Annotated in this window: 22 protein-coding genes and 1 pseudogene; 12 read left to right on the forward strand and 11 right to left on the reverse strand. The window is 73.2% G+C overall.

Annotation, left to right across the window (positions count from 1 at the left end):
* Positions 1–70 precede the first annotated feature (70 nt).
* A pseudogene (locus tag ABD198_RS22995) lies at positions 71–560 on the forward strand (hypothetical protein); the annotation flags it as partial.
* Between the two features lie 181 nt (positions 561–741).
* Positions 742–1,434, forward strand: a complete 693-nt coding sequence (locus tag ABD198_RS23000; protein WP_344005213.1) for a response regulator — start codon at positions 742–744, stop codon at positions 1,432–1,434.
* Between the two features lie 118 nt (positions 1,435–1,552).
* Here the strand turns inward: ABD198_RS23000 and ABD198_RS23005 are convergent, their stop codons facing one another.
* The 3 genes from ABD198_RS23005 to ABD198_RS23015 all read right to left on the reverse strand — a co-directional run bounded on the left by ABD198_RS23005 (position 1,553) and on the right by ABD198_RS23015 (position 4,774).
* Entirely contained in the window at positions 1,553–1,975 is a 423-nt protein-coding gene (locus tag ABD198_RS23005) for a pyridoxamine 5'-phosphate oxidase family protein (protein WP_344005216.1), read from the reverse strand.
* Between the two features lie 143 nt (positions 1,976–2,118).
* A complete protein-coding gene (locus ABD198_RS23010) occupies positions 2,119–3,858 on the reverse strand; it encodes a sensor histidine kinase (protein ID WP_344005218.1) in 1,740 nt (579 codons plus the stop codon).
* A 142-nt stretch (positions 3,859–4,000) separates the two neighbouring features.
* Entirely contained in the window at positions 4,001–4,774 is a 774-nt protein-coding gene (locus tag ABD198_RS23015; RefSeq protein WP_344005221.1) for a sulfite exporter TauE/SafE family protein, read from the reverse strand.
* Between the two features lie 212 nt (positions 4,775–4,986).
* Here ABD198_RS23015 and ABD198_RS23020 point away from each other — a divergent pair, with 212 nt between their 5' ends.
* The 4 genes from ABD198_RS23020 (at position 4,987) to ABD198_RS23035 (ending at position 8,156) form a co-directional block, all read left to right on the forward strand.
* Positions 4,987–5,766, forward strand: coding sequence for a helix-turn-helix transcriptional regulator (locus ABD198_RS23020; protein WP_344005224.1), 780 nt, complete (start codon positions 4,987–4,989; stop codon positions 5,764–5,766).
* Positions 5,763–6,740 carry a pyridoxal-phosphate dependent enzyme gene (locus ABD198_RS23025; protein WP_344005226.1) on the forward strand — a complete coding sequence of 326 codons (978 nt, stop codon included), beginning with the start codon at positions 5,763–5,765 and terminating at the stop codon, positions 6,738–6,740. Before ABD198_RS23020 ends, ABD198_RS23025 begins: the two co-directional genes overlap by 4 nt.
* Positions 6,741–6,877: 137 nt before the next feature.
* Positions 6,878–7,237: a cupin domain-containing protein gene (locus tag ABD198_RS23030; RefSeq protein WP_344005228.1), complete on the forward strand. Its 360-nt coding sequence runs from the start codon at positions 6,878–6,880 to the stop codon at positions 7,235–7,237.
* 73 nt (positions 7,238–7,310) lie between these two features.
* On the forward strand, positions 7,311–8,156 hold the full coding sequence (locus ABD198_RS23035; protein WP_344005231.1) for a class I SAM-dependent methyltransferase: 846 nt from the start codon (positions 7,311–7,313) through the stop codon (positions 8,154–8,156).
* A gap of 39 nt (positions 8,157–8,195) precedes the next feature.
* Here ABD198_RS23035 and ABD198_RS23040 read toward each other — a convergent pair whose 3' ends face one another.
* The 5 genes from ABD198_RS23040 to ABD198_RS23060 form a co-directional block, all read right to left on the reverse strand.
* The gene (locus ABD198_RS23040) at positions 8,196–9,554 is read right to left on the reverse strand and encodes a vWA domain-containing protein (protein WP_344005233.1); all 1,359 of its coding nucleotides are present in this window, start codon (positions 9,552–9,554) and stop codon (positions 8,196–8,198) included.
* Complete coding sequence (locus ABD198_RS23045) at positions 9,551–10,408, reverse strand: AAA family ATPase (RefSeq protein ID WP_344005236.1); 858 nt, start codon at positions 10,406–10,408, stop codon at positions 9,551–9,553. Before ABD198_RS23045 ends, ABD198_RS23040 begins: the two co-directional genes overlap by 4 nt.
* Positions 10,409–10,513: 105 nt before the next feature.
* Entirely contained in the window at positions 10,514–11,182 is a 669-nt protein-coding gene (locus tag ABD198_RS23050; RefSeq protein ID WP_344005239.1) for a LutC/YkgG family protein, read from the reverse strand.
* A complete protein-coding gene (locus tag ABD198_RS23055) occupies positions 11,179–12,657 on the reverse strand; it encodes a LutB/LldF family L-lactate oxidation iron-sulfur protein (RefSeq protein ID WP_344005241.1) in 1,479 nt (492 codons plus the stop codon). Before ABD198_RS23055 ends, ABD198_RS23050 begins: the two co-directional genes overlap by 4 nt.
* Entirely contained in the window at positions 12,654–13,409 is a 756-nt protein-coding gene (locus ABD198_RS23060) for a (Fe-S)-binding protein (protein WP_344005244.1), read from the reverse strand. Before ABD198_RS23060 ends, ABD198_RS23055 begins: the two co-directional genes overlap by 4 nt.
* Positions 13,410–13,680: 271 nt before the next feature.
* On the opposite strand from ABD198_RS23060, the gene ABD198_RS23065 reads away from it, so the two are divergent.
* From ABD198_RS23065 to ABD198_RS23080, 4 genes are all read left to right on the forward strand, one after another.
* Complete coding sequence (locus ABD198_RS23065; RefSeq protein WP_344005246.1) at positions 13,681–14,982, forward strand: alpha/beta fold hydrolase; 1,302 nt, start codon at positions 13,681–13,683, stop codon at positions 14,980–14,982.
* 86 nt (positions 14,983–15,068) lie between these two features.
* Positions 15,069–15,821, forward strand: a complete 753-nt coding sequence (locus ABD198_RS23070; protein WP_344005248.1) for a PIG-L deacetylase family protein — start codon at positions 15,069–15,071, stop codon at positions 15,819–15,821.
* A complete protein-coding gene (locus tag ABD198_RS23075; RefSeq protein ID WP_344005250.1) occupies positions 15,818–16,714 on the forward strand; it encodes a sigma-70 family RNA polymerase sigma factor in 897 nt (298 codons plus the stop codon). Before ABD198_RS23070 ends, ABD198_RS23075 begins: the two co-directional genes overlap by 4 nt.
* A 49-nt stretch (positions 16,715–16,763) precedes the next feature.
* The gene (locus ABD198_RS23080) at positions 16,764–17,588 is read left to right on the forward strand and encodes a pentapeptide repeat-containing protein (protein WP_344005252.1); all 825 of its coding nucleotides are present in this window, start codon (positions 16,764–16,766) and stop codon (positions 17,586–17,588) included.
* Here ABD198_RS23080 and ABD198_RS23085 read toward each other — a convergent pair.
* Positions 17,556–19,043 carry a cytochrome P450 gene (locus ABD198_RS23085; protein ID WP_344005254.1) on the reverse strand — a complete coding sequence of 496 codons (1,488 nt, stop codon included), beginning with the start codon at positions 19,041–19,043 and terminating at the stop codon, positions 17,556–17,558. The genes ABD198_RS23080 and ABD198_RS23085 overlap by 33 nt on opposite strands.
* Positions 19,044–19,182: 139 nt before the next feature.
* Between ABD198_RS23085 and ABD198_RS23090 the strand changes: the two genes are divergently transcribed.
* Both ABD198_RS23090 and ABD198_RS23095 read left to right on the forward strand, forming a co-directional pair.
* Positions 19,183–19,791 carry a TetR/AcrR family transcriptional regulator gene (locus tag ABD198_RS23090; RefSeq protein WP_344005256.1) on the forward strand — a complete coding sequence of 203 codons (609 nt, stop codon included), beginning with the start codon at positions 19,183–19,185 and terminating at the stop codon, positions 19,789–19,791.
* A 120-nt stretch (positions 19,792–19,911) separates the two neighbouring features.
* Complete coding sequence (locus ABD198_RS23095; RefSeq protein ID WP_344005258.1) at positions 19,912–20,640, forward strand: DUF2470 domain-containing protein; 729 nt, start codon at positions 19,912–19,914, stop codon at positions 20,638–20,640.
* Here the strand turns inward: ABD198_RS23095 and ABD198_RS23100 are convergent.
* Both ABD198_RS23100 and ABD198_RS23105 read right to left on the reverse strand, forming a co-directional pair.
* Positions 20,608–21,807 (reverse strand): lactonase family protein, encoded by a 1,200-nt coding sequence (locus ABD198_RS23100; RefSeq protein WP_344005260.1) that lies wholly within the window; start codon positions 21,805–21,807, stop codon positions 20,608–20,610. The two genes, ABD198_RS23095 and ABD198_RS23100, sit on opposite strands and share 33 nt — an antisense overlap.
* A 115-nt stretch (positions 21,808–21,922) precedes the next feature.
* Positions 21,923–23,170 carry an FUSC family protein gene (locus ABD198_RS23105; RefSeq protein WP_344005262.1) on the reverse strand — a complete coding sequence of 416 codons (1,248 nt, stop codon included), beginning with the start codon at positions 23,168–23,170 and terminating at the stop codon, positions 21,923–21,925.
* Between the last annotated feature and the right edge of the window lie 102 nt (positions 23,171–23,272).

A 23,272-nucleotide genomic window follows, 5' to 3' on the forward strand; every position in this document is an offset into this window, starting at 1 on the left:
TGGCGCGGGACATTGAAGGTGCAATGAAGCCGTTGAGATCCGGCTTCACCGTGCGAAAGAGGTGAGCGCCATGGCAGTTCACGAGCACCCGCACCGACGTCCCGCGTTCCGCTTCCCGTCGCTGCGCCGGGACGCGGCGGACCGGGCGTCCGCCGAGCCGGCGACCGCGGAGGCCACCGCCGCCGGCGCGTACGCGATGGCCGGGCTGCGTCTGCTGACCGGGTTCGTCTTCCTGTGGGCGTTCCTGGACAAGACGTTCGGTCTCGGCTACGCGGACCCCCTCCGGGAAGGGCTGGATCGACGGGGGCTCTCCCACCGAGGGCTTCCTCAGCGGTGTCGCCGTCGGACCGATGGAGTCCGTCTTCCACGACTGGGCCGGGGCCGCCTGGGCCGACTGGCTGTTCATGCTGGGCCTGCTCGGCATCGGAGTCGCCCTGCTCGCGGGGATCGGCCTGCGGATCGCCGCGGTCGCCGGGACCGTGATGATGGCGCTGATGTGGATCGCGGAATGGCCACCGGCCAGGCACCTGTCGGACGGCTCGCCGGGCTCGACGACCTCGCGCTCCTGGCGATCCGGCCGCCGTCCCTGCCCTGAGCCGGCCCGCAGGCGCACGACGTGGCGGCGGGGTAGGGCCGACCGGCCCTGGCCGTGCGGTCCCGGATGGCGCAGGATCGGCGAAGGACGGACAGTTGCATCGCGCGGTGCGAAGGAACGCGCGATGCGGAAAGAGGAGCGATTCCATGGCGGACGGCGCGCAGCCGGGCGACGGCGGCCCGATCAGGGTCTTCCTGCTGGACGACCACGAGGTGGTACGGCGCGGGGTGCACGACCTGCTGGACGACGAACCGGACATCACCGTCGTCGGCGAGGCCGGCACGGCCGAGCAGGCCCTGGTCCGCGTGCCCGCGCTGCGTCCGCAGGTGGCCGTGCTGGACGTACGGCTCCCGGACGGCGACGGCGTGAGCGTCTGCCGTGAGCTGCGCTCGCGGATGCCGGAGCTGGCCTGTCTGATGCTCACCTCGTTCGACGACGAGGAGGCCCTGCTCGACTCGATCATGGCCGGGGCCGCCGGATACGTGCTGAAGCAGATCAAGGGCTCGGACCTGGTGTCGGCGGTCCGCACGGTCGCCTCCGGCCAGTCGCTGCTCGACCCCAGCGTCACGGCCCGGGTGATGGACCGGCTCCGCCAGGAGCGGGAGCCGTCCCCGGAGGAGGAGGCGCTGCCGGGCCTGACCGAGCGGGAGCGGGAGATCCTGGCCCTCATCGGCGAGGGCCTGACCAACCGGCAGATCGGCCAGCGTCTCTACCTCGCCGAGAAGACGGTGAAGAACCACATCTCCCGGCTGCTGGCCAAGCTGGGCGTGGAACGGCGCATCCAGGCGGCGGTCATCGCCACCCAGGCCCAGGACCGGCTCAAGCACGAAGGGCACTGAGAGAACGGTCGAAGCACCAGGGCCGGCAGGGACCACCAGGGGCAGCCGGCAGGGACCACCAGGGACAGCAGGCAGGACCAGGAGCAGACGACGACCGCCGCGCCCGGGACCGGGAGACTCACCCGTTCCCGGGCGTCCCCTTGAGCTCACGGCCGGTGACCAGCTCGGCCTCGATCCGCACGATCACCGACTCCTGCAGGGGCATCCAGGAGGCGGGGGCGGCCTCCGACAGCCGTTCCAGCTCGGCGGGGTCCCTGACCACCGTGGCGGGCCCGGTGACGATCACGCTCCAGCCGGAGCGGGTCGCCGCGTCGTACTCGTCCGCCTCGAAGGCCACGACGAAGCCGTCCACCGCGCGTACCAGCTCGGAGTCCGGCGAGGTGCGCAGCAGGACGTTGGCGTCCGCGTCCAGGGAGAAGTTGATGGGCAGCACCGCCGGGAGGGCCTGCCGGGTGTAGACCACGCGACCGACCGGCACCTTGGCGAGCAGCCGAAGGCACTCCTGCCGGTCGAGTGCGCGGAAAGCGTCCTGGTGGTCCATTGCTTCATGTTCTCCGCCGTCGCCGCGAGCGGATAGGGCCGACCGGCCCCACCTGGGCGACTGTCCTCGATTCACAGGGAAGGATCACCGCCCGGGCCGTCCGGGACCCCTGGGCCGTCCGGGACAAGGCGTCGGCACCGTGCTCATGCGCCGGTCCCCGCGGGCAGCGGCACCGTCCACTCCACGACCGTGCCGGTCGGCTCGTTCGGGCTGACGGTGAGGCCGCCGCCCAGGTCGGTGGCGCGGCGGAGGCAGTTGTCCAGGCCGCTGCGGCGGGTCACGGCCGGGTCGATGCCGCGGCCGTTGTCCGCCACGCGCAGCCTGAGCCGGGCGACGTCGGCCTCGGCGGTGACCTCGACCGCGGAGGCCCCCGCGTGCCGGGCCACGTTCGACAGCGTCTCGCGGAGCACCGCCAGCAGGTGCTCGGCGTGTCCCGCGGGCACCCCGGTGTCCAGCAGACCGGTCATGCGCAGGGCGGGGCTGAAGCCCAGCACCTCGGCGGCCAGATCGGTCTCGGCCAGCAGCTGCGCCCGCAGTGTCGGCCGCCCCCCGGAGCGGTCGTGCTCCCGCAGGGCGTAGATGGTGGTCCGCACCGTCTTGACGGTGTCGTCGAGGTCGTCGATCACCCGCTGGACCCGCTTGGCCACGTCGGGGCGGTCGTCCAGCCGGGCCAGTACGGAGTTCAGGGTCAGGCCGGAGGCGAACAGGCGCTGGATGGCCAGGTCGTGCAGATCGCGGGCGATACGGTCGCGGTCGGTCAGCACCATCAGCTGCTCGGCCTCCCGGCGGTGCTCGGCGATCTCCAGCGCGAGCGCGGCCTGGTCGGCGAAGCCGCTGATCATCGTCATGGTGGCCTCGGAGAAGGTCTCGCCGCCCGGCATGTTGGCGACCTGCAGCACACCGCGGACGTGCTCGCGGCCGCTCAGCGGCAGCAGGAACCCCGGGCCCAGCCGCACCCGGCCGGCGGAGCCGCCGCCCTCCTGGGGCTCCTCGGAGAGCGCGCTGCTGGTGACGCGTTCACCGGTCCGGTGGACCTTCACCGCCAGTGACGTCTCCGGCAGCAGCAGCCCGCGCACCTCCTCGGCGCCCTCGCCCTCGGCCGCCTCGATCACCAGCTCCCCGCCCCCGGCGATCGGCACGGCCACCGTCGCCAGATCCGCCCCGGCCAGCGCCCGCACCGTCGCCGCCACCTGGTGCAGCACGTCGTCGGGTTCGGTCCCGGACAGCAGGCTGCGCGTCAGTTCGCTGCTGGCGGCCAGCCACTGCTCACGGCGGCGCGTGTCCTCGTAGAGCCGGGCGTTGTCGATGGCGACACCGGCCGCGGCGGCCAGGGTGCGCAGCACGGCCTCGTCCTCGTCGTCGAACTCGCCCCCATTGCGCTTGTCGGTCAGGTACAGGTTGCCGAAGACGCGGCCGCGCACCCGGATCGGGGCGCCGAGGAACGTGGTCATGGGCGGATGCCCATCGGGGAAGCCCACCGACTCCGGATGCCTGGTGAGGTCGGCCAGGCGCAGCGGCTCCGGCTCCCGGATCAGCAGCCCCAGGATGCCGCGCCCCTCCGGGTAGTGGCCGATCCGCTCGATGGTCTCCTCGTCCACGCCGACGGTGATGAACTGGGCGATCCTGCCCTCCTCGCCGAGCACGCCCAGCGCCCCGTACTCGGCGTCGACCAGGGTGACGGCGGACTCGGTGATGCGGCGCAGCACCACGCCCAGGTCGAGATCGGAACCGATCGACAACACCGCGTCCAGCAGGGTGTGCACCCGGTCACGGGTGGCCCGCACCTGCGCCACCTGCGCCTGCAGGCCCTCCAGCAGCTCGTCCAGCCGCAAGTGAGGTGCCCCCGGGCCGCGCCCGTGCCGCTCGACCGGACTGTCCACCATTCCCGCTCCCTCCGGTGGGGGTACCGCAAGGCACCTCACCAGCATGCCCAACGGCCCCGCCGGCGCGCGAACGCTTGCACAAGTACGCGCCAGATGTGTGCCGTCCGGACATTGATCGTATGAGCCCCCGCCCGGCGCCGGATCAGCGGAGCAGCAGCTGGACGATGGCGACCGAGCCGACGGCGACGATGAAGACGCGCAGCGCGAAGGGAGGCAGTCGCCGCCCCACCTTCGCGCCGACCTGGCCGCCCAGCGCCGAACCGACGGCGATCAGCAGCACGGCGGACCAGTCGAAGTCGGCGACGAACAGGAAGAACAGCGCCGCGATGGTGTTGACGATCGCGGCGAGGACGTTCTTCACCGCGTTCAGGCGCTGCAGGGTGTCGTCGAGCAGCATCCCCATCAGGGACAGATAGATGATCCCCTGCGCCGCGGTGAAGTAGCCGCCGTAGACGCTGGCGAGCAGCAGGGAGCCGAAGAGGACGGGGCCGCCGTGGGAGCCGACGGAGGTGCCGTTGCGCTCCCGGCGGCGCTGCACGGCCGCCGAGAGGCGCGGCTGGAAGATCACGAGCACCAGGGCGAGAGCGACCAGGACGGGAACGATCGTCTCGAAGGCGGTCTCGGGCAGCATCAGCAGCAGGACCGCACCCGCCAGACCCCCGATCGCGGAGGCCACACCGAGCCTCAGCACCAGACCGCGCTGCCCCTTCAGCTCCGCCCGGTAGCCGATGGCGCCGCTGACCGACCCGGGGATCAGGCCGAGGGCGTTGGACACCGTGGCGGTCACCGGCGGCAGCCCGGTGGTGAGCAGCACCGGGAACGTGATCAGGGTGCCCGAGCCGACGATCGTGTTGATGGTGCCGGCTCCGATTCCGGCAGCGAAGACCGCCAGAGCCTCCCAGATGGACAAAGCCATCTCCTTTGCGTCGCGGGTGCGCCTCCCCGCCCTGCAGGTCGAGGGGCCGGCTCCGATCATCCATGAGGGGCTGACGGGGCGAACGCCGGGGGGTCCGGCTGCCGGCCTCGACACGTTTTGCCCGGCGGACGGACTGTACTCATCATCCAGACCTTGGACGTATAGTCCAGGTGTCGTTTCCGAGGACCGCGGCGCGGACGGGGGGAGTGGGCATGGCGGCCGATGAGGCGCAGCTCGGCGCCGAGCGTGACGCGATCCTGGCGGCGCTGCGGACGGTCGTCGACGGGCTGGCGGCCACCTTCGGACCCGTATGCGAGGTGGTGCTGCACGACTACCGGCGCCCGGAGGCGTCCGTGATCGCCGTGGCGGGATCGGTGACCGGCCGGTCCGTCGGCGGAGCGATGAGCGAGATCGGGATGCGGATGCTCGCCCGCGGCGACGAGGCGCGGAACGAGCTCAACCAGCTCACCCGCACCCGCACCGGGACGCTGGTGAAGTCCTCCACCATGCCGCTGCGCGACTCCACCGGAGCGGTCTTCGGCGCCCTGTGCGTCAACATCGACGCCACCGCCGTCGGGCAGGCGCACGCCCTGCTCGGCGCGCTCGCCGGCCTCGGCACCGGCCCCGCCGCGGATCCCCCGACCACCACATTCGGCAACGACATCGGCTCGGTGGTGGACGCCGTCATCGACGCCCACCCGCTGCGCCGGCACCGCGGCTGGGCACAGCTCGACCGCGCCGAACGGCTGCGGCTCTTCCGCGACCTGGACGCCAGCGGTGTGTTCGCCGTCCGGCGCTCGGTCGAGCAGGTGGCGTCCCGGCTCGGCATCTCCCGCGCCTCCGCCTACAGCTACCTCTCCCAGGCACGGAACGGGGACCAGGCGGAGAACGAAGCCGGCCACCCGCATCCCCCGGCCGCGCCCGGCACCCGGTCCCGGCCCGGCACCCCGAGCACATCCACCGACCCCACCCCACCCGGAGGCCCCGCATGACGACCACCAGCCCGCCGGTGACCCTGGACGACGTCCGCTCCGCCGCCGAGCGCCTGAAGGGCGTCGCCCACCGCACCCCGGTGCTGCGTTCCCGCACGCTGGACGAGCTCGCCGGCGCCGAGATCCACCTCAAGTGCGAGAACTTCCAGCGGGTCGGCGCCTTCAAGTTCCGCGGCGCCTACAACGCGGCCTCCCGGCTCACCCCCGAGCAGCTGTCCCGGGGCATCGCCGCCTACTCCTCCGGCAACCACGCCCAGGCGGTCGCGCTCGCCGCCCGGGAGCTCGGCACCCACGCCGTCATCGTCATGCCCGAGGACGCACCGCCGTCCAAGCGGGCGGCCACCGAGGGGTACGGAGCGGAGATCGTCACCTACGACCGCTACACCGGCGACCGGGTGGCCATCGCCGAGGCCCTCGCCGCCGAACGGGGCCTGACCCTGATCCCGCCCTACGAGCATCCGCACGTGATGGCCGGGCAGGGCACGGCCGCCCTGGAACTGCTGGAGGAGGCAGGCGAGTTGGACCTGCTGCTCGCCCCGGTCGGCGGCGGGGGCCTGATCGCCGGCTGCGCCACCGCCGTCAAGGGGCTCCGGCCCGCGGCGCGCGTGGTCGGGGTCGAGCCGGAGGCCGGTGACGACACCAAGCGGTCCCTGGAGGCCGGACACCGGGTGAGCATCCCCGTCCCGCACACCATCGCCGACGGGCAGGCCCTGCACACTCCCGGAGAGCTGACATTCTCCGTCAACAGGCGGCTGCTGGACGGGGTCGTCACGGTCGGCGAGGACGAGATCAGGGACGCCATGCGCTTCGCCTTCGAGCGCCTGAAGATCGTCCTGGAGCCGAGCGGGGCCACCCCGCTGGCCGCGCTGCTCACCGGCCGGGCGGGCCCGCTTCCCGGCCGGGTCGGGGTGATCCTCTCCGGCGGGAACATCGACGCGGAGCGCTTCGCCAGGCTCTGCGGCCCCGGCGCCTGACGCTCCCCGAGCGGGCCCGTCACCCGAATGGCGCCGCCGAGTTGCCGGACGGACGATGGAGTGGAGGGCCCCGGCCCGTGCGCGGTCACCAGGGCCGTCCGACGCGGTCACCAGGGCCGTCGGAAGGGAGAAGGGCCATGCTGGAGGTCAAGACGCTGGACAAGCCGGACGAGCGGCGCGACTTCCCGAGGGGACACCTCGAGGCGGTGCACCTGACAGGGCTGGACTTCGCGGTGGCCACGTTCGAACCGGGATGGCGCTGGACGGAGTCCGTCGGCCCCATCGCCGGGACCGAGCTGTGCGAGATCCACCACAACGGCTATGTCGTCCAGGGCCGGATGCACATCAAGATGAACGACGGTGCCGAGAGCGAAGTCGGCCCCGGAGACGTCTTCGTCTGCCCGCCGGGCCACGACGCGTGGGTCGTCGGTGACGAGCAGGTAGTGGTGTACGACTTCGCGGGCGCCATGGCGCAGGAGTATGCGAAGAAGGAGTAGCGAGGCAGAAGGCAGAAGAAGGAGGAGGAAGGCGCGCCGGCGAGGCCGTGCCGTGAACCGTCGAGGAGCGCTCATGGGCAACGGAGGTGACACGGCCGCCGCCGACCGTGCCCTGAAGGACAAGCACCGCGCGATGTGGGCCCAGGGCGACTACCCGACCGTGGCCGCCGAGATCATCCCCCAGCTCGGGGAGATCCTGGTCCGGGCGGCCGGGGTGAGCCCGGGGGACCGGGTGCTGGACGTGGCGGCCGGTTCCGGGAACGCCGCCGTCCCCGCGGCGCTCGCCGGTGCGGAGGTGGTCGCCTCCGACCTGACCCCCGAACTGCTGGAGACGGGGCGGCGGCTGGCCGAGAAGCAGGGCGCGGAACTCCGCTGGCAGGAGGCCGACGCCGAGGCCCTGCCCTTCGACCACGCCTCCTTCGACGTCGTGCTGTCCTGCGTCGGCGTCATGTTCGCCCCGCACCACCAGAAGGCCGCCGACGAGCTGCTGCGGGTCTGCCGCCCCGGCGGCACCGTGGCGCTGCTGAGCTGGACGCCGGAGGGCTTCCTCGGCAGCATGCTCACCGCGATGAAGCCCTACGCCCCGCCGCCCCCGCCGGGTGCGCAGCCGCCGCCGCTGTGGGGCGACGAGAGCCATGTGCGCGCGCTGTTCGGCGACCGGATCACCGATGTGACGGCGGAGCGGCGCATGGCCACGGTGGACCGCTTCGCCTCGCCCGAGGAGTGGCGGGACTACTTCAAGCAGCGCTACGGCCCGACGATCAGCGTCTACAAGGCGATCGGCGACGACACCGAGCGTGCCGCCGCCCTGGACCGGGAACTGGCGGAGCTGGCCCGGCGCCACGACCGGGGGCCGGGCGCGGACGGCACGGTGATGGACTGGGAGTACCTGCTGTTCACCGCCTGCCGCGCCACCTGACCCCCGGCCCCGTACCCCGTTCGGGCACGTGCCCGGTCCTCATACCGGCAGCAGCCGCCCCACGAGCGCGCTCAACTGCCGTACGTTGCGGCACTCGTGCATCTCGACCAGCTCGGCGTACTCGAGTGCCGCCGAGTCGCCGGTGCCCCAGCGGGAGCGCTGCTCGGGGTTGAGCCAGTACACCCGCCGGGCGCGGGCGGCGATCTCGCGCAGCGCGGGGAGGTTCGGGTCGCCCATGTTGTTGCGGGCGTCGCCGAGCACGAACACCGTGGTGCGCGGGCCCACGGCGTCCGCGTACCGCTCGGTGAACTCGCCCAGCGCGGCGCCGTAGTCGCTGCTGCCGTGCCACGAGGTGAGCGTGGCCTCGCCCCTGATGCGGGCGCCGAGCCCCTCCGGGTCGGCGGCACCGTGCACCAGCAGGCCCGTCACCTCGTCGACACGGTTGACGAAGGCGAACACCCGCACCTTGCTGAACTGGTCGTGCAGCGCCTGCACCAGCAGCATGGTGAAGTCAGAGAAGCCCGACACCGAGCCGGACACGTCGCACAGCAGCAGCAGCTCCGGCCGCGCGGGACGGCGCCGGCGCAGCACCGGACGCATCGGCACCCCGCCCGTGGACAGCGAGGCGCGCAGGGTGCGCCGCAGATCGATGCTGCCGCGCGCCGCCCGGCGCCGGCGGGCGGCCAGCCGGGTCGCCAGCTTCCGCGCCAGCGGCTGCACCGTCCGGCGCAGTTCGGCCAGCCGGTCCTTCCCCGCGAACAGGAAGTCCACGCGGTCCGCCGTCGGGGCCACCGCCCGCCGGGCGATCTCGTCCCGGCCCCGCCGCTCGGCCACCCGGCGCCGGGCCTCCGCGGTCACCATCCGCCGGAACTCCTCGATGCGCCGCCGGATCTCGTCCTCCAGCAGCCGGTCGCCGAACCCGGTGGAGCCGCCCCGCGACCGCACCTCGTCCCGCACCCGTGCCAGCAGGGTCTGCGGGCGCAGCCGGTCCAGCGTCTGGTACGAGGACCAGCCGTCCGAGGCGGGTGAACCGCCGTAGCCGCCGAAGCCGTCGACGGCCTCGATCGCCAGCCGGCGCATCAGGGCGGTGTCGTCGTCGGCGAGCGCTGCGGCCAGACGGTCGCGCAGGTCCTCCCGGTCGGCGGGCTCGAGGTCCGGCGCGCCGACGCCGCTCGGGAAGTACAGGTCGAAGACCGCGTCGAACACCGGCCGCGCACCGGCCGAGTGCAGCAGGGTCGCCGCCAGCCCCTCGCGCAGCAGCTCGCGGTCGGCGAGGCCGAGCGCCCGGACCGCCTGCGCCGCGTCCACCGACTCACCGGTGCCGATGCGCAGGCCGTGCGCGCGCAGCGCGTCGACCAGCCCGGTCAGGCGGGAGGCGAGATCCGCGGAGGTGGTCACACCGCGTCCAGGTCGAGCTTGGCCTGCGCCTTCAGCACGTCGTCCTGGTGCTTGAGGATCACGCCCAGGCTGTCGCGCACCACCGTCTCGTCGAGGGTGCCGGCACCGAGGGCCAGCAAGGTGCGGGCCCAGTCGATGGTCTCGGCGACGGACGGCACCTTCCGCAGGTCCATCGCGCGCAGCGCGCCCACCACCCGGACCACGGACTCGGCGAGCGCCGCGTCGATCCCCGGCACCTTCAGGCGCACGATCCGCCGCTCCGACTCGGCGTCGGGGAAGCCGATGTGCAGGAACAGGCAGCGGCGGCGCAGCGCCTCGGACAGCTCGCGGGTGGCGTTGGAGGTGAGGACGACGAAGGGGCGGCGGGTCGCCGTCACCGTGCCCAGCTCCGGGACGGTGACCTGGAAGTCGCTGAGCACCTCCAGCAGCAGCGCCTCGACCTCGACGTCCGCCTTGTCCATCTCGTCGATCAGCAGGACCTTCGCCTCGTCGCCGCGGATGGCGGTCAGCAGCGGGCGGGGGAGCAGGAACTCCTCGCTGAAGATGTCCGTGCGGGTCTCGTCCCAGCTCTCGTCCCGGCCGGCGCTGATGCGCAGCAGCTGCTTGGCGTGGTTCCACTCGTACAGCGCGCGGGACTCGTCGACGCCCTCGTAGCACTGCAGCCGCACCAGCCGGGCCCCGGCGACCTGGGCGACCGCCTTGGCCAGCTCGGTCTTGCCGACCCCGGCGGGCCCCTCCACCAGCAGCGGCTTGCCGAGCCGGTCGGCGAGGAAGACGGTGGTGGCGACCGCGGGGGAGGCCAGATAGCCGGCCTCGGCGAGGCGCGCGGAGACATCGTCGACGGAAGTGAACATGGCGCTATCCAAGCGCTTGCTCACCGCCGAATCAATGGGTCGGGGCACCAGGAAGTCCGGGGTGTCACGCATCACAACCCCCGGTACGCGACGTGCCACGGCGGGCTACGAGCCGCCCGTGCCGCTCGGCAGGCCGGTCACCAGCACCACCTCCAGGGTGCGCGGACCGTGCACCCCTTCGACCCGGTCCAGCTCGATGTCGCTGGTGGCGGAGGGGCCGGAGATCCACGTCAGCGGGCGCACCGGGTCGAGGCGTTCGAGCGCCTGCGGCACGGAGGAGACCACCTGGCCGGGCACCCGCACCACGCAGATGTGGTGGTCGGGAACGAGGGTGATACGGCGGCGGCCCTGGTCGGGGGAGCCGTCCAGGACGATGGTGCCGGTCTCGGCGATCGCGACCGCACAGGCGGTCACCACGCTGTCCACCCGGTCCAGTTCGCCCGGTGTCTGCTCCGCCCGGTCCACCACCCGCTGCGCGTCCGTCTCCGCCAGCCAGCTCTCGTCCAGACCCGGCGGGATCACGACCGACGTGGCGCCGCGCTTGCGCAGCAGGGCGGCGACGGTCCCGGCGAGCCCCCCGGCGTCCGTGCGGTGCACCAGGGCGCGGTAGTCGGCGAGGTTCCCGGCGAGCAGCTCGACCGTCTCCTCGGCGCTCCGCTCACCGTGCTCGCGCAGATAGCCGCGGGGGACCGCCTGCTCGTAGGGGGTGTCGTCGCCGGGCACGTCGGCGAGGGCGCGCCGCACCCGGCCCAGGATCCGCTCCCTGCTGCTCACCTCGCCTCGTCCTTTCCGCCGCGCGTACGCTGCCACCAGTCGCGGAACGGCTCCGGCGGCACCGGTGGCAGATCCCGGGTGCCGCTCCACGCCTTACCCGGCCCGGGCAGCGTGCGCGGATGCAGCCGGCGGGTGCGGGAGGCCAGACGCTGGGCGGTGCGCAGCGCACCGGGCCGGGTGAGCGCCCAGCGGGCGGCGCGCATCGCGGCACGCTCGGCGGCATGCCCCTTCGCGGGCCGCAGCACCACCTTGTTGCCCTCGCGGATCACCGGCCCGCCCTCGACGACCCGCTCCCGCAGATGCACCAGCACCTCGGGGATGTCGATGGCGACCGGGCACACCTCGTAGCAGGCCCCGCACAGGCTCGACGCATACGGCAGCGAGGCGTCGATCTCGCTCGCCGTGCCCCGCAGCTGGGGGCTGAGGATGGCGCCGATCGGGCCCGGATAGACCGAGCCGTAGGCGTGGCCGCCGGCCCGCTCGTAGACGGGGCAGACGTTCAGGCAGGCCGAGCAGCGGATGCAGCGCAGAGCCTGCCGGCCGACCTCGTCGGCGAGGGTGTCGGTGCGGCCGTTGTCCAGCAGCACCAGATGGAAGGCGCGCGGCCCGTCGTCGTCCCGCGTCCCGGTCCACATCGAGGTGTACGGGTTCATGCGCTCGGCCGTGGAGGAGCGGGGGAGGGTCTGCAGGAACACCTCCAGGTCCCGCCAGGTCGGCACGATCTTCTCGATGCCCACGACCGAGATCAGCGTCTCGGGCAGGGTCAGGCACATCCGCCCGTTGCCCTCGGACTCCACCACCACCAGCGTGCCGGTCTCGGCCACCATGAAGTTGGCCCCGGAGACGCCGACCTTGGCGCGCAGGAACTTCTCCCGCAGATGCAGCCGGGCCGCCTCGGCGAGTTCCGCGGGCGAGTCGGTGAGGCCCTCGGGGGCGGGCCGGCCCCACTCGCCCATCTCGCGGGTGAAGATGTCCCGGATCTCGCCGCGGTTGCGGTGGATCGCCGGGACCAGGATGTGCGAGGGCCGGTCCTTGCCCAGCTGCACGATGAGTTCGGCGAGGTCGGTCTCGTAGGCGCGGATGCCCTCGGCCTCGAGCGCCTCGTTCAGCCCGATCTCCTGGGTGGCCATCGACTTGACCTTGACGACCTCGGACTCGCCGGTCTCCTTCACCAGCCGGGCCACGATCCGGTTGGCCTCCTCGGCGTCCGACGCCCAGTGCACCACGCCGCCCGCGGCCGTGACCGACTCCTCCAGCTGCACCAGATAGCGGTCGAGATGCCGCAGCACATGGTCTTTGATCCGCTTGCCGGCTTCCCGCAGCTCGGACCAGTCGGCCACCTCCGCGACCGCCTGCTCCCGCTTGCCGCGGATGGTGTGCGTGGCGTGCCGCAAGTTGCCGCGCAGCGTCGCATCGCGCACCGAGGCGCGTGCGGCCTGCGGGAACGCCGGCATTCCGATAAAGGTCCCGCTCATACCGCCGGCTCCTCCCGCGTGCTCGCCAGGATCTCCGCGAGGTGCACCGGCCGCATGCTCGTGCCGAGCCTGCTCATGGTGCCCCCGATGTGCATCAGACAGCTGTTGTCCGCCGCGCACAGCACCTGCGCGCCGGTCGACTCCGCGCTGCGCACCTTGTCGGCGCCCATCGCGGCGGACACGTCGGAGTTCTTCACCGCGAAGGTGCCGCCGAACCCGCAGCACTCCTCCGCCCCGGGCAGCTCCACCAGCTCCAGTCCCTCCACCGCCTCCAGCAGCCTCCGCGGCCGGTCGCCGAGGCTCAGGCTCCGCAGCCCGTGACAGGTCGGGTGGTAGGTCACCTTGTGCGGGTAGTACGCCCCGACATCCGTCACCCCCAGCACGTCCACCAGGAACTCGGTCAGCTCGTAGGTCCGCGGCACGACCGGCGCCAGGGCGGCGGCCAGGCTGTCGCCGCGCCCCTCCGCCCGCGCCCGTTCACCCATGCGCGGATACAGCTCGCGCACCATCGCCCCGCACGAACCGGACGGGGTGACGATCGCCTCGTACTCGCCGAAGACCTTGGCGAAGTGCTCGGCCAGCGGCTCCGCCTCGTGCCGGTAGCCCGTGTTGTAGTGCGCCTGGCCGCAGCAGGTCTGGTCCATCGGGAAGTCGACGTCCACGCCCAGCCTGGTCAGCAGCTTCACCACGGCCCGCCCCGTGCCGGGGCAGAGGGTGTCGTTGACACAGGTCAGGAACAGGGCGACACGCATCGCGGCTCCCAGTTGTCGATCAGCGCGTCAGAGCAGGGTAGTGCGCCCCTCCGCACGCGGGGGGGACCGGGGTCCAGGCCGTGCCGGAGTTCCGCACCGCGCGTGCGCTCCCCGCGCGGGGGAGCCCGATGCGGCGAGGGCGTGCCGGTCCCGCGCTCTGCGCCCCCTGACCGACCGATCAGCAAGTTTTACGCGATCCGGGCTCGTTGACCGCAGAAACATGTGCTGGACTGGGGCGCGGTCCGATCGTCCGTCCGTCCCGGGAGACCCGTTGACGCACAGCTACCGCCAGCCCGGAGTCGTCCTCACCGACCACCGCTTCACCGTTCCGCTCGACCACGACGACCCCTCGGGGGAGACCATCGAGCTGTACGCCCGCGAGGTCGTCGCCGCCGAGAAGGCGGGCCGGGACCTTCCGTGGCTGGTGTACCTCCAGGGCGGACCCGGGTTCGGGGCGAACCGTTTCATCGGGAAGCAGGCCTGGCTCGGCCGGGCCCTGGAGGACTACCGCGTGCTCCTCCTCGACCAGCGCGGCACCGGCCACTCCAGCCCGGCCAACCGGCAGACCCTCCCGCTGCGCGGCGGCCCCGCCGAACAGGCCGGCTATCTCGCCCGCTTCCGCGCCGACTCCATCGTCCGCGACTGCGAGGCGATCCGCCCCCAGGTCACCGGCGGCGCCCCCTGGACGGTCCTCGGACAGAGCTTCGGCGGATTCTGCACGCTCACCTATCTGTCCTTCGCCCCCGAGGGCCTGGACACCGCGATCATCACCGGCGGGCTGCCCTCGCTCGACGGCCACGCCGACGACGTCTACCGGGCCGCCTACCCGCGCATGGAGCGCAAGGTCACCACGCACTACGAGCGCTACCCGCAGGACGTCGAACGGGCCCGCCGCATCGCCGACCACCTCCTCACCCACGAGGTGACCCTGCCGAACGGCTACCGGCTCACCGTGGAGGCGTTCCAGTCCCTCGGCATCCTCCTCGGCAGCGGCGACGGCACCCACCGCCTGCACCACCTCCTGGAGGACGCCTTCGTCCGCACACCCTCCGGCCCCGCCCTGTCCGACGCCTTCCAGGAGCAGGTCCAGCACCTGCTCTCCTTCGCGAGCCACCCGCTGTACGCCCTGGTCCACGAGGCCTGCTACGCCCAGGGCGGCCGCCCCACCGCCTGGGCGGCCGAGCGGGTGCGCTCCGAGTTCCCGCAGTTCGACGCGGCCAAGGCGCTCGCCGGTGACGAGCCGCTGCTGTTCACCGGGGAGACCATCCACCCCTGGACCTTCGACTGCGACCCCGCGCTGCGCCCGCTGCGCGAGACCGCCGAACTGCTGGCCGCCCGCACCGACTGGCCGCCGCTGTACGACCCGGCCCGTCTCGCCGCCAACGAGGTCCCGGCCGCGGCGGCCGTCTACCACGACGATCTGTTCGTCGACACGGCCCACTCCCTCGCCACCGCCCGCGCCGTGAAGGGCCTGCGCACCTGGGTGACCAACGAGTTCGAGCACGACGGCGTGCGGGCCGGCGGCCCCCGGGTGCTGGACCGGCTGCTCGCACTCGCCCGCGGCCAGCTGTGACGGGACCGAGCGGCGCGCGGTGACGGCGGATCAACTCGCCGCACATTGACGGGAGGCCGCTGCTTCGACGTGGTTACGCTGCGGGCATGACGGATCCGTTGATCACGCAACTGAGTCCCATGCCCGAGGACTGGCAGCGCGCGCTCGCCGTGGTGGCCCACCCGGACGATCTGGAGTACGGCTGCTCCGCGGCGATCGCCTCCTGGACGGACGCCGGCCGCGAGGTCGCCTATGTGCTGGCGACCCGAGGCGAGGCGGGCATCGACACGCTCCCGCCCGAGGATTGCGCCCCGCTGCGCGAGCAGGAGCAGCGGGCGAGCGCCGCCGTGGTCGGGGTGTCGACCGTGGAGTTCCTGGACCACAGGGACGGCGTCATCGAGTACGGTCCCGCGCTGCGCCGGGACATCGCCGCCGCCATCCGCCGGCACCGGCCCGAACTGGTCATCACCCTCAACCACCGGGACACCTGGGGCGGCACCCACTGGAACACCCCCGATCATGTGGCGGTCGGCCGGGCCACGCTGGACGCCGCCGCCGACGCCGGCAACCGCTGGATCTTCCCGGAGCTGACGAAGCAGGGCCTGGAACCCTGGGACGGCGTCCGCTGGGTCGCCGTGGCCGGCTCCAGCTCGCCCACGCACGCCGTGGACGCGACGGACGGAATGGAGCGCGCGGTGCGCTCCCTGCTCGAACACCGCGCCTACATCCAGGCGCTGACCGACCGGGACCCGGAGGAGTACGTGCGGGAGTTCCTGATCGGCTTCGCCCGGGAGGCGGGCAAGCGTTTCGGTGGCCGGCCCGCGGTCACCTTCGAGCTGTTCCCCAGGGCGGGGGCATGAGCGGCACGCAGGAGCTGGCGGAGCGCTTCGAGGAGCATCGCGCCCGGCTCACCTCGGTCGCCTACCGGATGCTCGGCTCGACGGCGGAGGCGGAGGACGCCGTCCAGGAGGCCTGGCTGCGACTGGGCCGCACCGGCACCGCGGAGATCGGCAACCTCGGCGGCTGGCTGACCACCGTCACCGGCCGGATCTGCCTCGACATGCTGCGCGCCCGCACCGCGCGCCGCGAGCAGCCGATGGACGAGATGTTCGTCCCCGACCCCGTGATCAGGCCGCTCGACCACACCGACCCGGAGCAGCAGGCGGTGCACACCGACTCGGTGGGCGTGGCCCTGCTGGTGGTCCTGGAGACGCTGGCGCCCGACGAGCGGCTGGCGTTCGTCCTGCACGACATGTTCGCGGTGCCCTTCGACGACATCGCACCGGTGGTGGAGCGCACCCCGGCCGCCACCCGCCAGCTGGCCAGCCGGGCCCGCCGCAGGGTCAAGGAGGCCGCGCCCTCCACCGTGCCCGATCCCGGCAGGCAGCGGCAGGCGCTCGAGGCCTTCATGGCCGCAGCGCGCGGCGGTGACTTCGAGGCGCTGGTCTCGGTGCTGCACCCGGACGTGGTGCTCCGGGCCGACGCCGGTCCGCTGGTGCGCGGCGTCGGAGCGTCCAAGCGGCTGCAGGGCGCCAAGCCGGTGGCCGGGTCGGCGCTCATGTTCGCCCGGTACACCGCGGCCGCCACGATGGCCTGGGTCAACGACTCCCTCGGACTGGTCAGCCTGGTCGACGGCCGCCTGAACTCGGTCATGTACGTCACCGTCGACGACGACGGCCGGATCACCGGCATGTACGTCCTGGCCGACCCCGAGCGGCTCGCCCGGCTCGACGTGTCCGGCCTGCGGGGATGAGACCGCACGGGCAGCCGGGCGCGCCCAGCCGGTCTGTAGGGTGAACGCCGTGCGAGAGGAGACGGCCGGCCGGGCGGACCTGAGCGGCGACTGCGGACAGTGCTTCGGACTGTGCTGCGTCGCCCTGCCGTTCGCCCGGTCGGCCGGCTTCGCCGCGGACAAGCCCGCCGGCACGCCCTGCCGCAACCTCCAGGAGGACCACCGCTGCCGCATCCACGCCCGGCTGCGGCAGGAGGGCTACAGCGGCTGCACCGTGTACGACTGCTTCGGCGCCGGCCAGAAGGTCTCCCAGGTCACCTTCGGCGGGCAGGACTGGCGCACCGGACCGGACGAGCACGCCCGGCGCATGTTCGAGGTGTTCCCGGTGGTGCGCCAGTTGCAGGAGCTGCTGTGGTACCTCACCGAGGCCGTGGCGCTGCCCGCCGCCCGCCCCGTCCGGGCGGAGCTGCGCGAGGCGCTGGAGAAGACGGAACGGCTCACCCTGCTGCCGCCGGACGAACTGCTGCGGCTGGACGTGGACGGCCACCGGCAGCACGTCGGCGCCCTGCTGCTGAAGGCCGGCGAACTGGCCCGGTCGGGCCTGCGCGGGCGGCGCAGGGACCGCAGAGGAGCGGATCTGATGGGCGCCCGCCTCAAGGGCGCCGACCTGCGCGGGATCAGCCTGCGCGGCGCCTGCCTGATAGCCGCCGATCTGACCGGCGCGGATCTGCGCGGCGCCGACCTGCTCGGCGCGGACCTGCGGGACACCGACCTCACCGACGCCGACCTGACCGGTGCGCTCTTCCTGACCCAGCCGCAGGTGAACGCCGCACGGGGCAACGGGAGCACCCGCCTGACGGAGTCACTGGGGCGCCCGGCCCACTGGGGCGTCTGAGACGGCCCTGCCCCTCACCGGCCGCCGCTCCACCCGCAGCCGTAGCCCCTCGGGCATCAGCGTCAGCCGTTCGGTCACCTTCAGCCGGTACGCCGGGTCGGCGTGGAACTCGTACCGCCGGAGCAGCAGTCCCAGCACCAGCGTCGCCTCGTGCAGCGCGAACTGCCGCCCGATGCAGGCCCGCGCCCCCGTCCCGAACGGCTTGAACACATGCGGCGGCCGCGACCGCACCGCCCGCGGCTCGAACCGGTCCGGGTCGAAGTGTTCCGTGTCCGGTCCCCACACCTCCGGGTCCCGGTGCAGCAGCGGGGTGAGCACCAGCGCCCAGGCGCCCCGCAGCATCGGATGCTCCCCGGCCAGCACGGTGTCCTCGCGCGCCTCGCGGGCGAAGGCCGGTGCCGTCGGCCACAGCCGCAGCGTCTCGTCCAGCACCCGGCGGACGTAGCGCAGCTTGGCCACCTGCTCGTAGCCGGGTGCCGCCGTCCCGCCCCAGACCCGCTCCACCTCGGCGCGGGCGCGGGCCGCGACCCGGGGGTGCCGGGCGAGATGGTGCAGGGCGAAGGAGAGCGCGCCCGAGGTGGTCTCATGGCCCGCCACCAGGAAGGTGATGACCTGGCGGCGGACGTTCTCGGCCGACAGCCGCTCGCCGGTCACCGGATGCGCGGTGTCCAGCATCCGGTCCAGCAGGTCGCCGTTCCCGCCGCCGTCGGCGCGGCGCGCCCGCACCACCTCGTCGACGATGTGGTTCAGCCGCTCGATGTCGGCGGCGTTGCGCCGGCTCGCCCGGCGCAGCAGCAGCGGAACCAGCGGACCGGGCACCGTGTTCAGCCGCTGCGCGTACGTGAGGGTCCCCACCATCGCCGTCACGAAGGGGTGCGGGCGGGAGCGTTCGAAGGAGCCGAAGTCGTACCCGAAGCCGGTGCGGGCGATGGTCTCCAGCGTCAGCTTGGTCATGTCGCCGGGCACGTCCACGGCCCGGCCCGCGGCCGCCGCCCGGTCCCAGTGGTCCGTCAGCCGCTCCGCCACCGACAGCATCATGGTGTGGTAGCCCGCCATCGCCTCGCGGCTGAAGCCGGGTGCCAGCACGTCGTGCGCCAGCTGCCAGTTGGGCTCGTGGTTGTACGCGGTGAACAGGCCGTCGCCCGCGACCGGCCGCAGATTGGCGACGCCCAGCCCGATGTGCTTGGCGAAGCGGGACTCGTCCGCGAGATCGGCCACCAGGCGGGCGCCCCACACGAACACGAACTCCTTGCCGAAGGCGTTCCGCCGGAAGACCGGCCCGAGCGAGGCGTACTTCAGCGAGTCCTGCAGCGGAGTGCGCCTGCTCGCGCCGATCACATCGCCGAGCAGCGGGAGCCGGTACGGCGGGTGCGGGATGCGATGCAGTTCTGGCCAGCCCAGCTCGGCGCTGCGGAAGCCCTTCGGCAGCTCCGTCCCTGTCGTCGTCTCCGCCATGGAAGCGGTCTCCTTCACTACCGGCGAGCCTGCGCGCCGCGGGAGCCGTGTGGCTGCGTCCCCTCGCGTGTTGTACGCGGGTTCAATAGCGGCCTCAGTGTCGTCCCGCCGCTGAACCGGCGTCAAGTACAGTGCGGGAATGGCTGCGAACCAGGGCGAACGCACCCGCCGTCGGCTCAGCACCGAGGAGCGCCGCGAGCAGCTTCTGTCCGTCGGGGCGCGGCTGTTCTCCGAGAAGCCGTACGACGAGGTGTGGATCGAGCAGGTCGCCGAGATCGCCGGGGTCTCGCGGGGGCTGCTGTATCACTACTTCCCGACCAAACGGGACTTCTTCGCGGCCGTGGTGGAGCGGGAGAGCGAGCGGATGCTGCGGATGACCGCCGCGGTGCCCGGCGTTCCGGTGCGCGAGCAGCTCGCCGCGGGCCTCGACGTGTATCTCGCGCATGTCGCGGAGCACGCCCACGGCTACCGGGCCTTCCATCGCGCCGAGGCGGCGGGGGACCAGGCGGTGCGCCGGGTCTACCGGCGGGCGCTCGCCGCCCAGGAGCGGCAGATCCTGGCCGCGCTGGCCGCGGACCCCGAGTTCGGGGCGGCGTTCGAGGAGCGTCCGGAGGTCCGGCTCGCCGTGCGCGGCTGGCTCGCCTTCACCACCGCCGTGTGTCTGGAGTGGCTGCGCGGCTCGGAGTTGAACCGGGAGCAGGTGCGCGACCTGTGCGCCCGCGCCCTGCTGGGTGTGCTCGCGCACTGACCCGGGCGCCGGATCGGCCGGCCCGGCGCGGCGAGGTCTCGTAAAGATCACCTGTGCCGGTTGGCGCACGCCCCGATCTTCGATAGGTTAGGCAAGGCTTACCTAAGAGGAGGTTCGGGGATGGGTGACGACACGCACGGCTGGACGGCGGCTCCCTGCGCCGCGGAACGCGCCCGCTCGGTGCTGGCCGCCGCATGGTCCTGTGCGGTGACCGCGGAGGGCGCGCGGGAGGAGTTCGCCGGCGCGCACAGCGTGACCGAGGACGGACGGATCCGGCTGAGCGTGCCGGAGGACAGCGTGCTGCGCGCCGCCGCGATCTGCGCGCCTCGCGGAGAGCCGTCCGCCGTGCTGGAGTTCGCCGATGTCGCGCCCGTCCCCGTGCGCGGCAGGATCCGCGCCCGGCTGTGGCTCGCCGGCTGGTTCTCCGCCGAGGACGGCCACCTGGTCTTCCGGCCCACCCGCGTGGTGCTGCGCCGTCGTTCCGGAGCGGTCCTGGTCGACCCGGATGAGTACGCCACTGCCGCGCCGGACCCGCTCGCCCTCGCCGAGGCCCGGCTGCTCACCCACCTCGCCGACTGCCACCCCGACGCGGTGGAACGCCTCACCCGCCTGGTCGGCCCCGAAAGCCTGCACGGCGCCGTCCGCGTCCAGCCGCTCGCCGTCGACCGGCACGGGCTGACCCTGCGCATCGAACGCGCCCGCACCGACGGCGACGTACGGCTGCTGTTCCACGCGCCAGCCGACGACATCGCCCAGCTCACCGAGCGCATGCATGTGCTGCTCTCCCAGGCGAGCGCGGCCTGCTGCCCGCGCGCCCTACAGCGGCAGCGCGCAGACGGCGACGGGTGAGGCGAACGGCTCGCCCGCCGGCCGCAGTTCCCCGCTGCCCTGGTCCACGCGGAACACGGTGACGGTGCCGGACTTCTGATTCGCCGCGAACAGCAGCGCGCCGTCGGGGGAGAGGGCGATCTGGCGGGGGAAGTCGCCGCCCACCGGCACCGTGTCCAGCAGCCGCAGCCGGGCGCCGTCCGCCTCGACGGCGTAACGGGTGAGGCTGTTGTCGCCGCGGTTGGCGAGAAAGGCGAAGCCCCCGTTCGGCGTCACCACGATCTGCGCCGGGTAGTTGGTGCCGGAACCCGTCCCGGTGGACTGCGGCGGCCCGATCCTCACCCGCCCCGAATCGGGGTCGTAGGCGCACACCGCCACCGTGTTGTCGAGCTCGTTGGCCAGATAGGCGTACCGGCCGCCGGGGTGGAAGGTCAGATGCCGCGGACCCGCGCCCGGCCGGGCGCTCGCCCGGGCGGCCTCGGTGAGCCGGCCGGAGCTCTCGTCGAGCCGGTAGCTGTACACCGTGTCCGTGCCCAGATCGACGGCGAGGACATGGCCGCCGTCCGGCGCGGTGACGAACTGGTGGGCGTGCGGGCCCTGCTGCCCCGGCCCGGGCGGCGGGGAGGAGTGGACGACCAGCTCGCTGCGCTCGCCCAGCGCCCCCGAGCCGTCGATCGGGTGCACCGCCACACTGCCGGAACCGTAGTTGGCGCTGAGCAGCCACCGCCCGCTCGGATGCACCGACAGATGACAGGGCGCGGCACCGCCGGAGCTCTGGCTGCCCAGCACCTTGCGGTCGGCGATCCGGACGGCGGTCACCGCACCGCCGTCCCGCTCGTTCACCGCGTACAGGGTCCGGCCGTCCGGGTGCACCGCGAGATACGAGGGGTCGGCCACGCCGCCGATCGCCCCGGTGCCGGTGATCCGTCCCGTCGCCGGGTCGTACGTGGCCAGGCCGATGCCCTTGCCGCCGCCCTCGGCCGAGGTGTAGGTGCCGAGGTACAGCGGGCGCGGACCGGAGGGCGACGGGCTCCGCTTCCGTGAGCCGCTGCTGGGCGCCGGCGTCGCCGCCGACCGCGAGCCGTCCGCGGGACCGTCCTCGCCGCCGCACCCGGGAACCGCCGCCGCGGCGGCCGACCCCGCGAGCGCACCCACGAACCGCCGCCTGCTCCACCCGCCCGAGCTCATCCACCCACCTCGTCATCAGGGGCCCCGTGCACCACCACGGCCACCCTGGCGCCGATCCGCCGTCGGGGCAAGGACACCAGAACAGCGGCGGGGCCTCGGGCCCGCCTGACCGGGGTCATTTGACGCGATGGGACGCGCCACCGGAGGCGCGGCGCAGCCGGGCCGGGACGCCCTCGCGCAGCCGGGTCAGCCACGGCATCCGCTCCCGCTGCTCGCGCGAGTGCCGGTCGAGCTCCTCGAACAGGCGGCGCGTGCGGTGCTCGATGTCCATCTCGTCGAGGATGCGGTTGACCTCGGTCAGCACCGCGCCGTGCAGCTCCCACTGGCTGGGGTCGCGCCGCACCTCGTCGAGCAGCAGCTGCGCCAGCTTGTCGCGGGTGGCGGCGGCCTGCCGCAGCTCGGAGGCGAGCCGTTCCTCCGCCGACTCGGCGCTGGTGCTCACACTGGTGGTCACCAGCACGGCGAAGCTGACCACCGCGTCGGCGATCTCGGCCAGCAGCACCTCGAAGGTCGCCCCGGTCTCCGGCTCGAACAGCCGCTCGGGCTCCCGCTCCTTGGCCAGATCGGTCAGGCTGCGCGCCAGCACCCGCGCCACGACCGTGCAGATCTCCAGCGTGTCCAGGCCGGTGCGCAGCACCACCCGGTGCAGCAGCCCCTCCCGGACCCGCGGATTGAGCCGCAGACTGTCCTCCGCCTGCCGCAGCGCCGCGTCCACCTCGACGATGTCGTGGTCCAGACGGCGCGCCTCGTGCAGCCGGTCCGCCGCCAGGTGCGACGGCGTGGGGCCGGTCGCCTGCTCGCCGATGCTCAGCATCAACTGCCGCAGCCGGCGGGCCAGTCCCTCGATCGACTCACCGGCCTCCTCCACCCACACCGGGGGAGCCAGCAGCAGATTGATGCCGAGCCCGACGATCGCGCCGGTCAGCGTCTCCACCACACGGGCCCATGCGTACTCCCCGTGGGTCGTCACCCCGAGCACCAGCATCGCGCTGATCGCCACCTCGGGGACGAACTCCTGCACCCGCACCAGATGACCGACCATCAGCGACGCCAGGATCAGCAGGCCCAGACTCCACCAGGTCAGACCCACCAGGAGGCTGAAGAGGATCGCGACGAGCACCCCCGCCACCACGGAGTTCACCCGGCGCACGCCGGTGGTGATGGTGGAGTACAGGGTGACCTGCACGACGAGCAGGGCGGTGAGCGGAGCCGTGAGGGGCGCGGGCTCCGGGCTGAGCCGCAGGGCGATGACGTACGACAGCGTCGCCGCGGTGGCCGAGCGCAGCGCCTGGACGGTCACCGGGTCCCGGTGACGCTTGAAAAACTCCTTCACCGGCGCCGTCCACTTACGTACCACTCGCATCTACCGACGGTTCCCCTTCCCGGTTCGCATCGAACACACAGGCCTGCGAGGAAAACTCCACTGGCGCACCATGGTCCGTCACTCACCGGGAACGGCGCCTGA

The organism is Streptomyces thermocarboxydovorans, from assembly GCF_039524635.1.
In the GTDB taxonomy this organism is placed as follows: domain Bacteria; phylum Actinomycetota; class Actinomycetes; order Streptomycetales; family Streptomycetaceae; genus Streptomyces; species Streptomyces thermocarboxydovorans.

Bases quoted from the DNA above. Each gene is read 5' to 3' on its own strand.
- ABD198_RS23005 (WP_344005216.1), bottom strand. From the start codon at position 1,975: ATGGACCACCAGGACGCTTTCCGCGCACTCGACCGGCAGGAGTGCCTT.
- ABD198_RS23035 (WP_344005231.1), top strand. From the start codon at position 7,311: ATGGGCAACGGAGGTGACACGGCCGCCGCCGACCGTGCCCTGAAGGAC.
- ABD198_RS23055 (WP_344005241.1), bottom strand. From the start codon at position 12,657: ATGAGCGGGACCTTTATCGGAATGCCGGCGTTCCCGCAGGCCGCACGC.
- ABD198_RS23095 (WP_344005258.1), top strand. From the start codon at position 19,912: ATGGGTGACGACACGCACGGCTGGACGGCGGCTCCCTGCGCCGCGGAA.
- ABD198_RS23070 (WP_344005248.1), top strand. From the start codon at position 15,069: ATGACGGATCCGTTGATCACGCAACTGAGTCCCATGCCCGAGGACTGG.
- ABD198_RS23025 (WP_344005226.1), top strand. From the start codon at position 5,763: ATGACGACCACCAGCCCGCCGGTGACCCTGGACGACGTCCGCTCCGCC.
- ABD198_RS23015 (WP_344005221.1), bottom strand. From the start codon at position 4,774: ATGGCTTTGTCCATCTGGGAGGCTCTGGCGGTCTTCGCTGCCGGAATC.
- ABD198_RS23010 (WP_344005218.1), bottom strand. From the start codon at position 3,858: ATGGTGGACAGTCCGGTCGAGCGGCACGGGCGCGGCCCGGGGGCACCT.
- ABD198_RS23045 (WP_344005236.1), bottom strand. From the start codon at position 10,408: ATGTTCACTTCCGTCGACGATGTCTCCGCGCGCCTCGCCGAGGCCGGC.
- ABD198_RS23020 (WP_344005224.1), top strand. From the start codon at position 4,987: ATGGCGGCCGATGAGGCGCAGCTCGGCGCCGAGCGTGACGCGATCCTG.
- ABD198_RS23030 (WP_344005228.1), top strand. From the start codon at position 6,878: ATGCTGGAGGTCAAGACGCTGGACAAGCCGGACGAGCGGCGCGACTTC.
- ABD198_RS23100 (WP_344005260.1), bottom strand. From the start codon at position 21,807: ATGAGCTCGGGCGGGTGGAGCAGGCGGCGGTTCGTGGGTGCGCTCGCG.
- ABD198_RS23105 (WP_344005262.1), bottom strand. From the start codon at position 23,170: ATGCGAGTGGTACGTAAGTGGACGGCGCCGGTGAAGGAGTTTTTCAAG.
- ABD198_RS23000 (WP_344005213.1), top strand. From the start codon at position 742: ATGGCGGACGGCGCGCAGCCGGGCGACGGCGGCCCGATCAGGGTCTTC.
- ABD198_RS23090 (WP_344005256.1), top strand. From the start codon at position 19,183: ATGGCTGCGAACCAGGGCGAACGCACCCGCCGTCGGCTCAGCACCGAG.
- ABD198_RS23085 (WP_344005254.1), bottom strand. From the start codon at position 19,043: ATGGCGGAGACGACGACAGGGACGGAGCTGCCGAAGGGCTTCCGCAGC.
- ABD198_RS23060 (WP_344005244.1), bottom strand. From the start codon at position 13,409: ATGCGTGTCGCCCTGTTCCTGACCTGTGTCAACGACACCCTCTGCCCC.
- ABD198_RS23075 (WP_344005250.1), top strand. From the start codon at position 15,818: ATGAGCGGCACGCAGGAGCTGGCGGAGCGCTTCGAGGAGCATCGCGCC.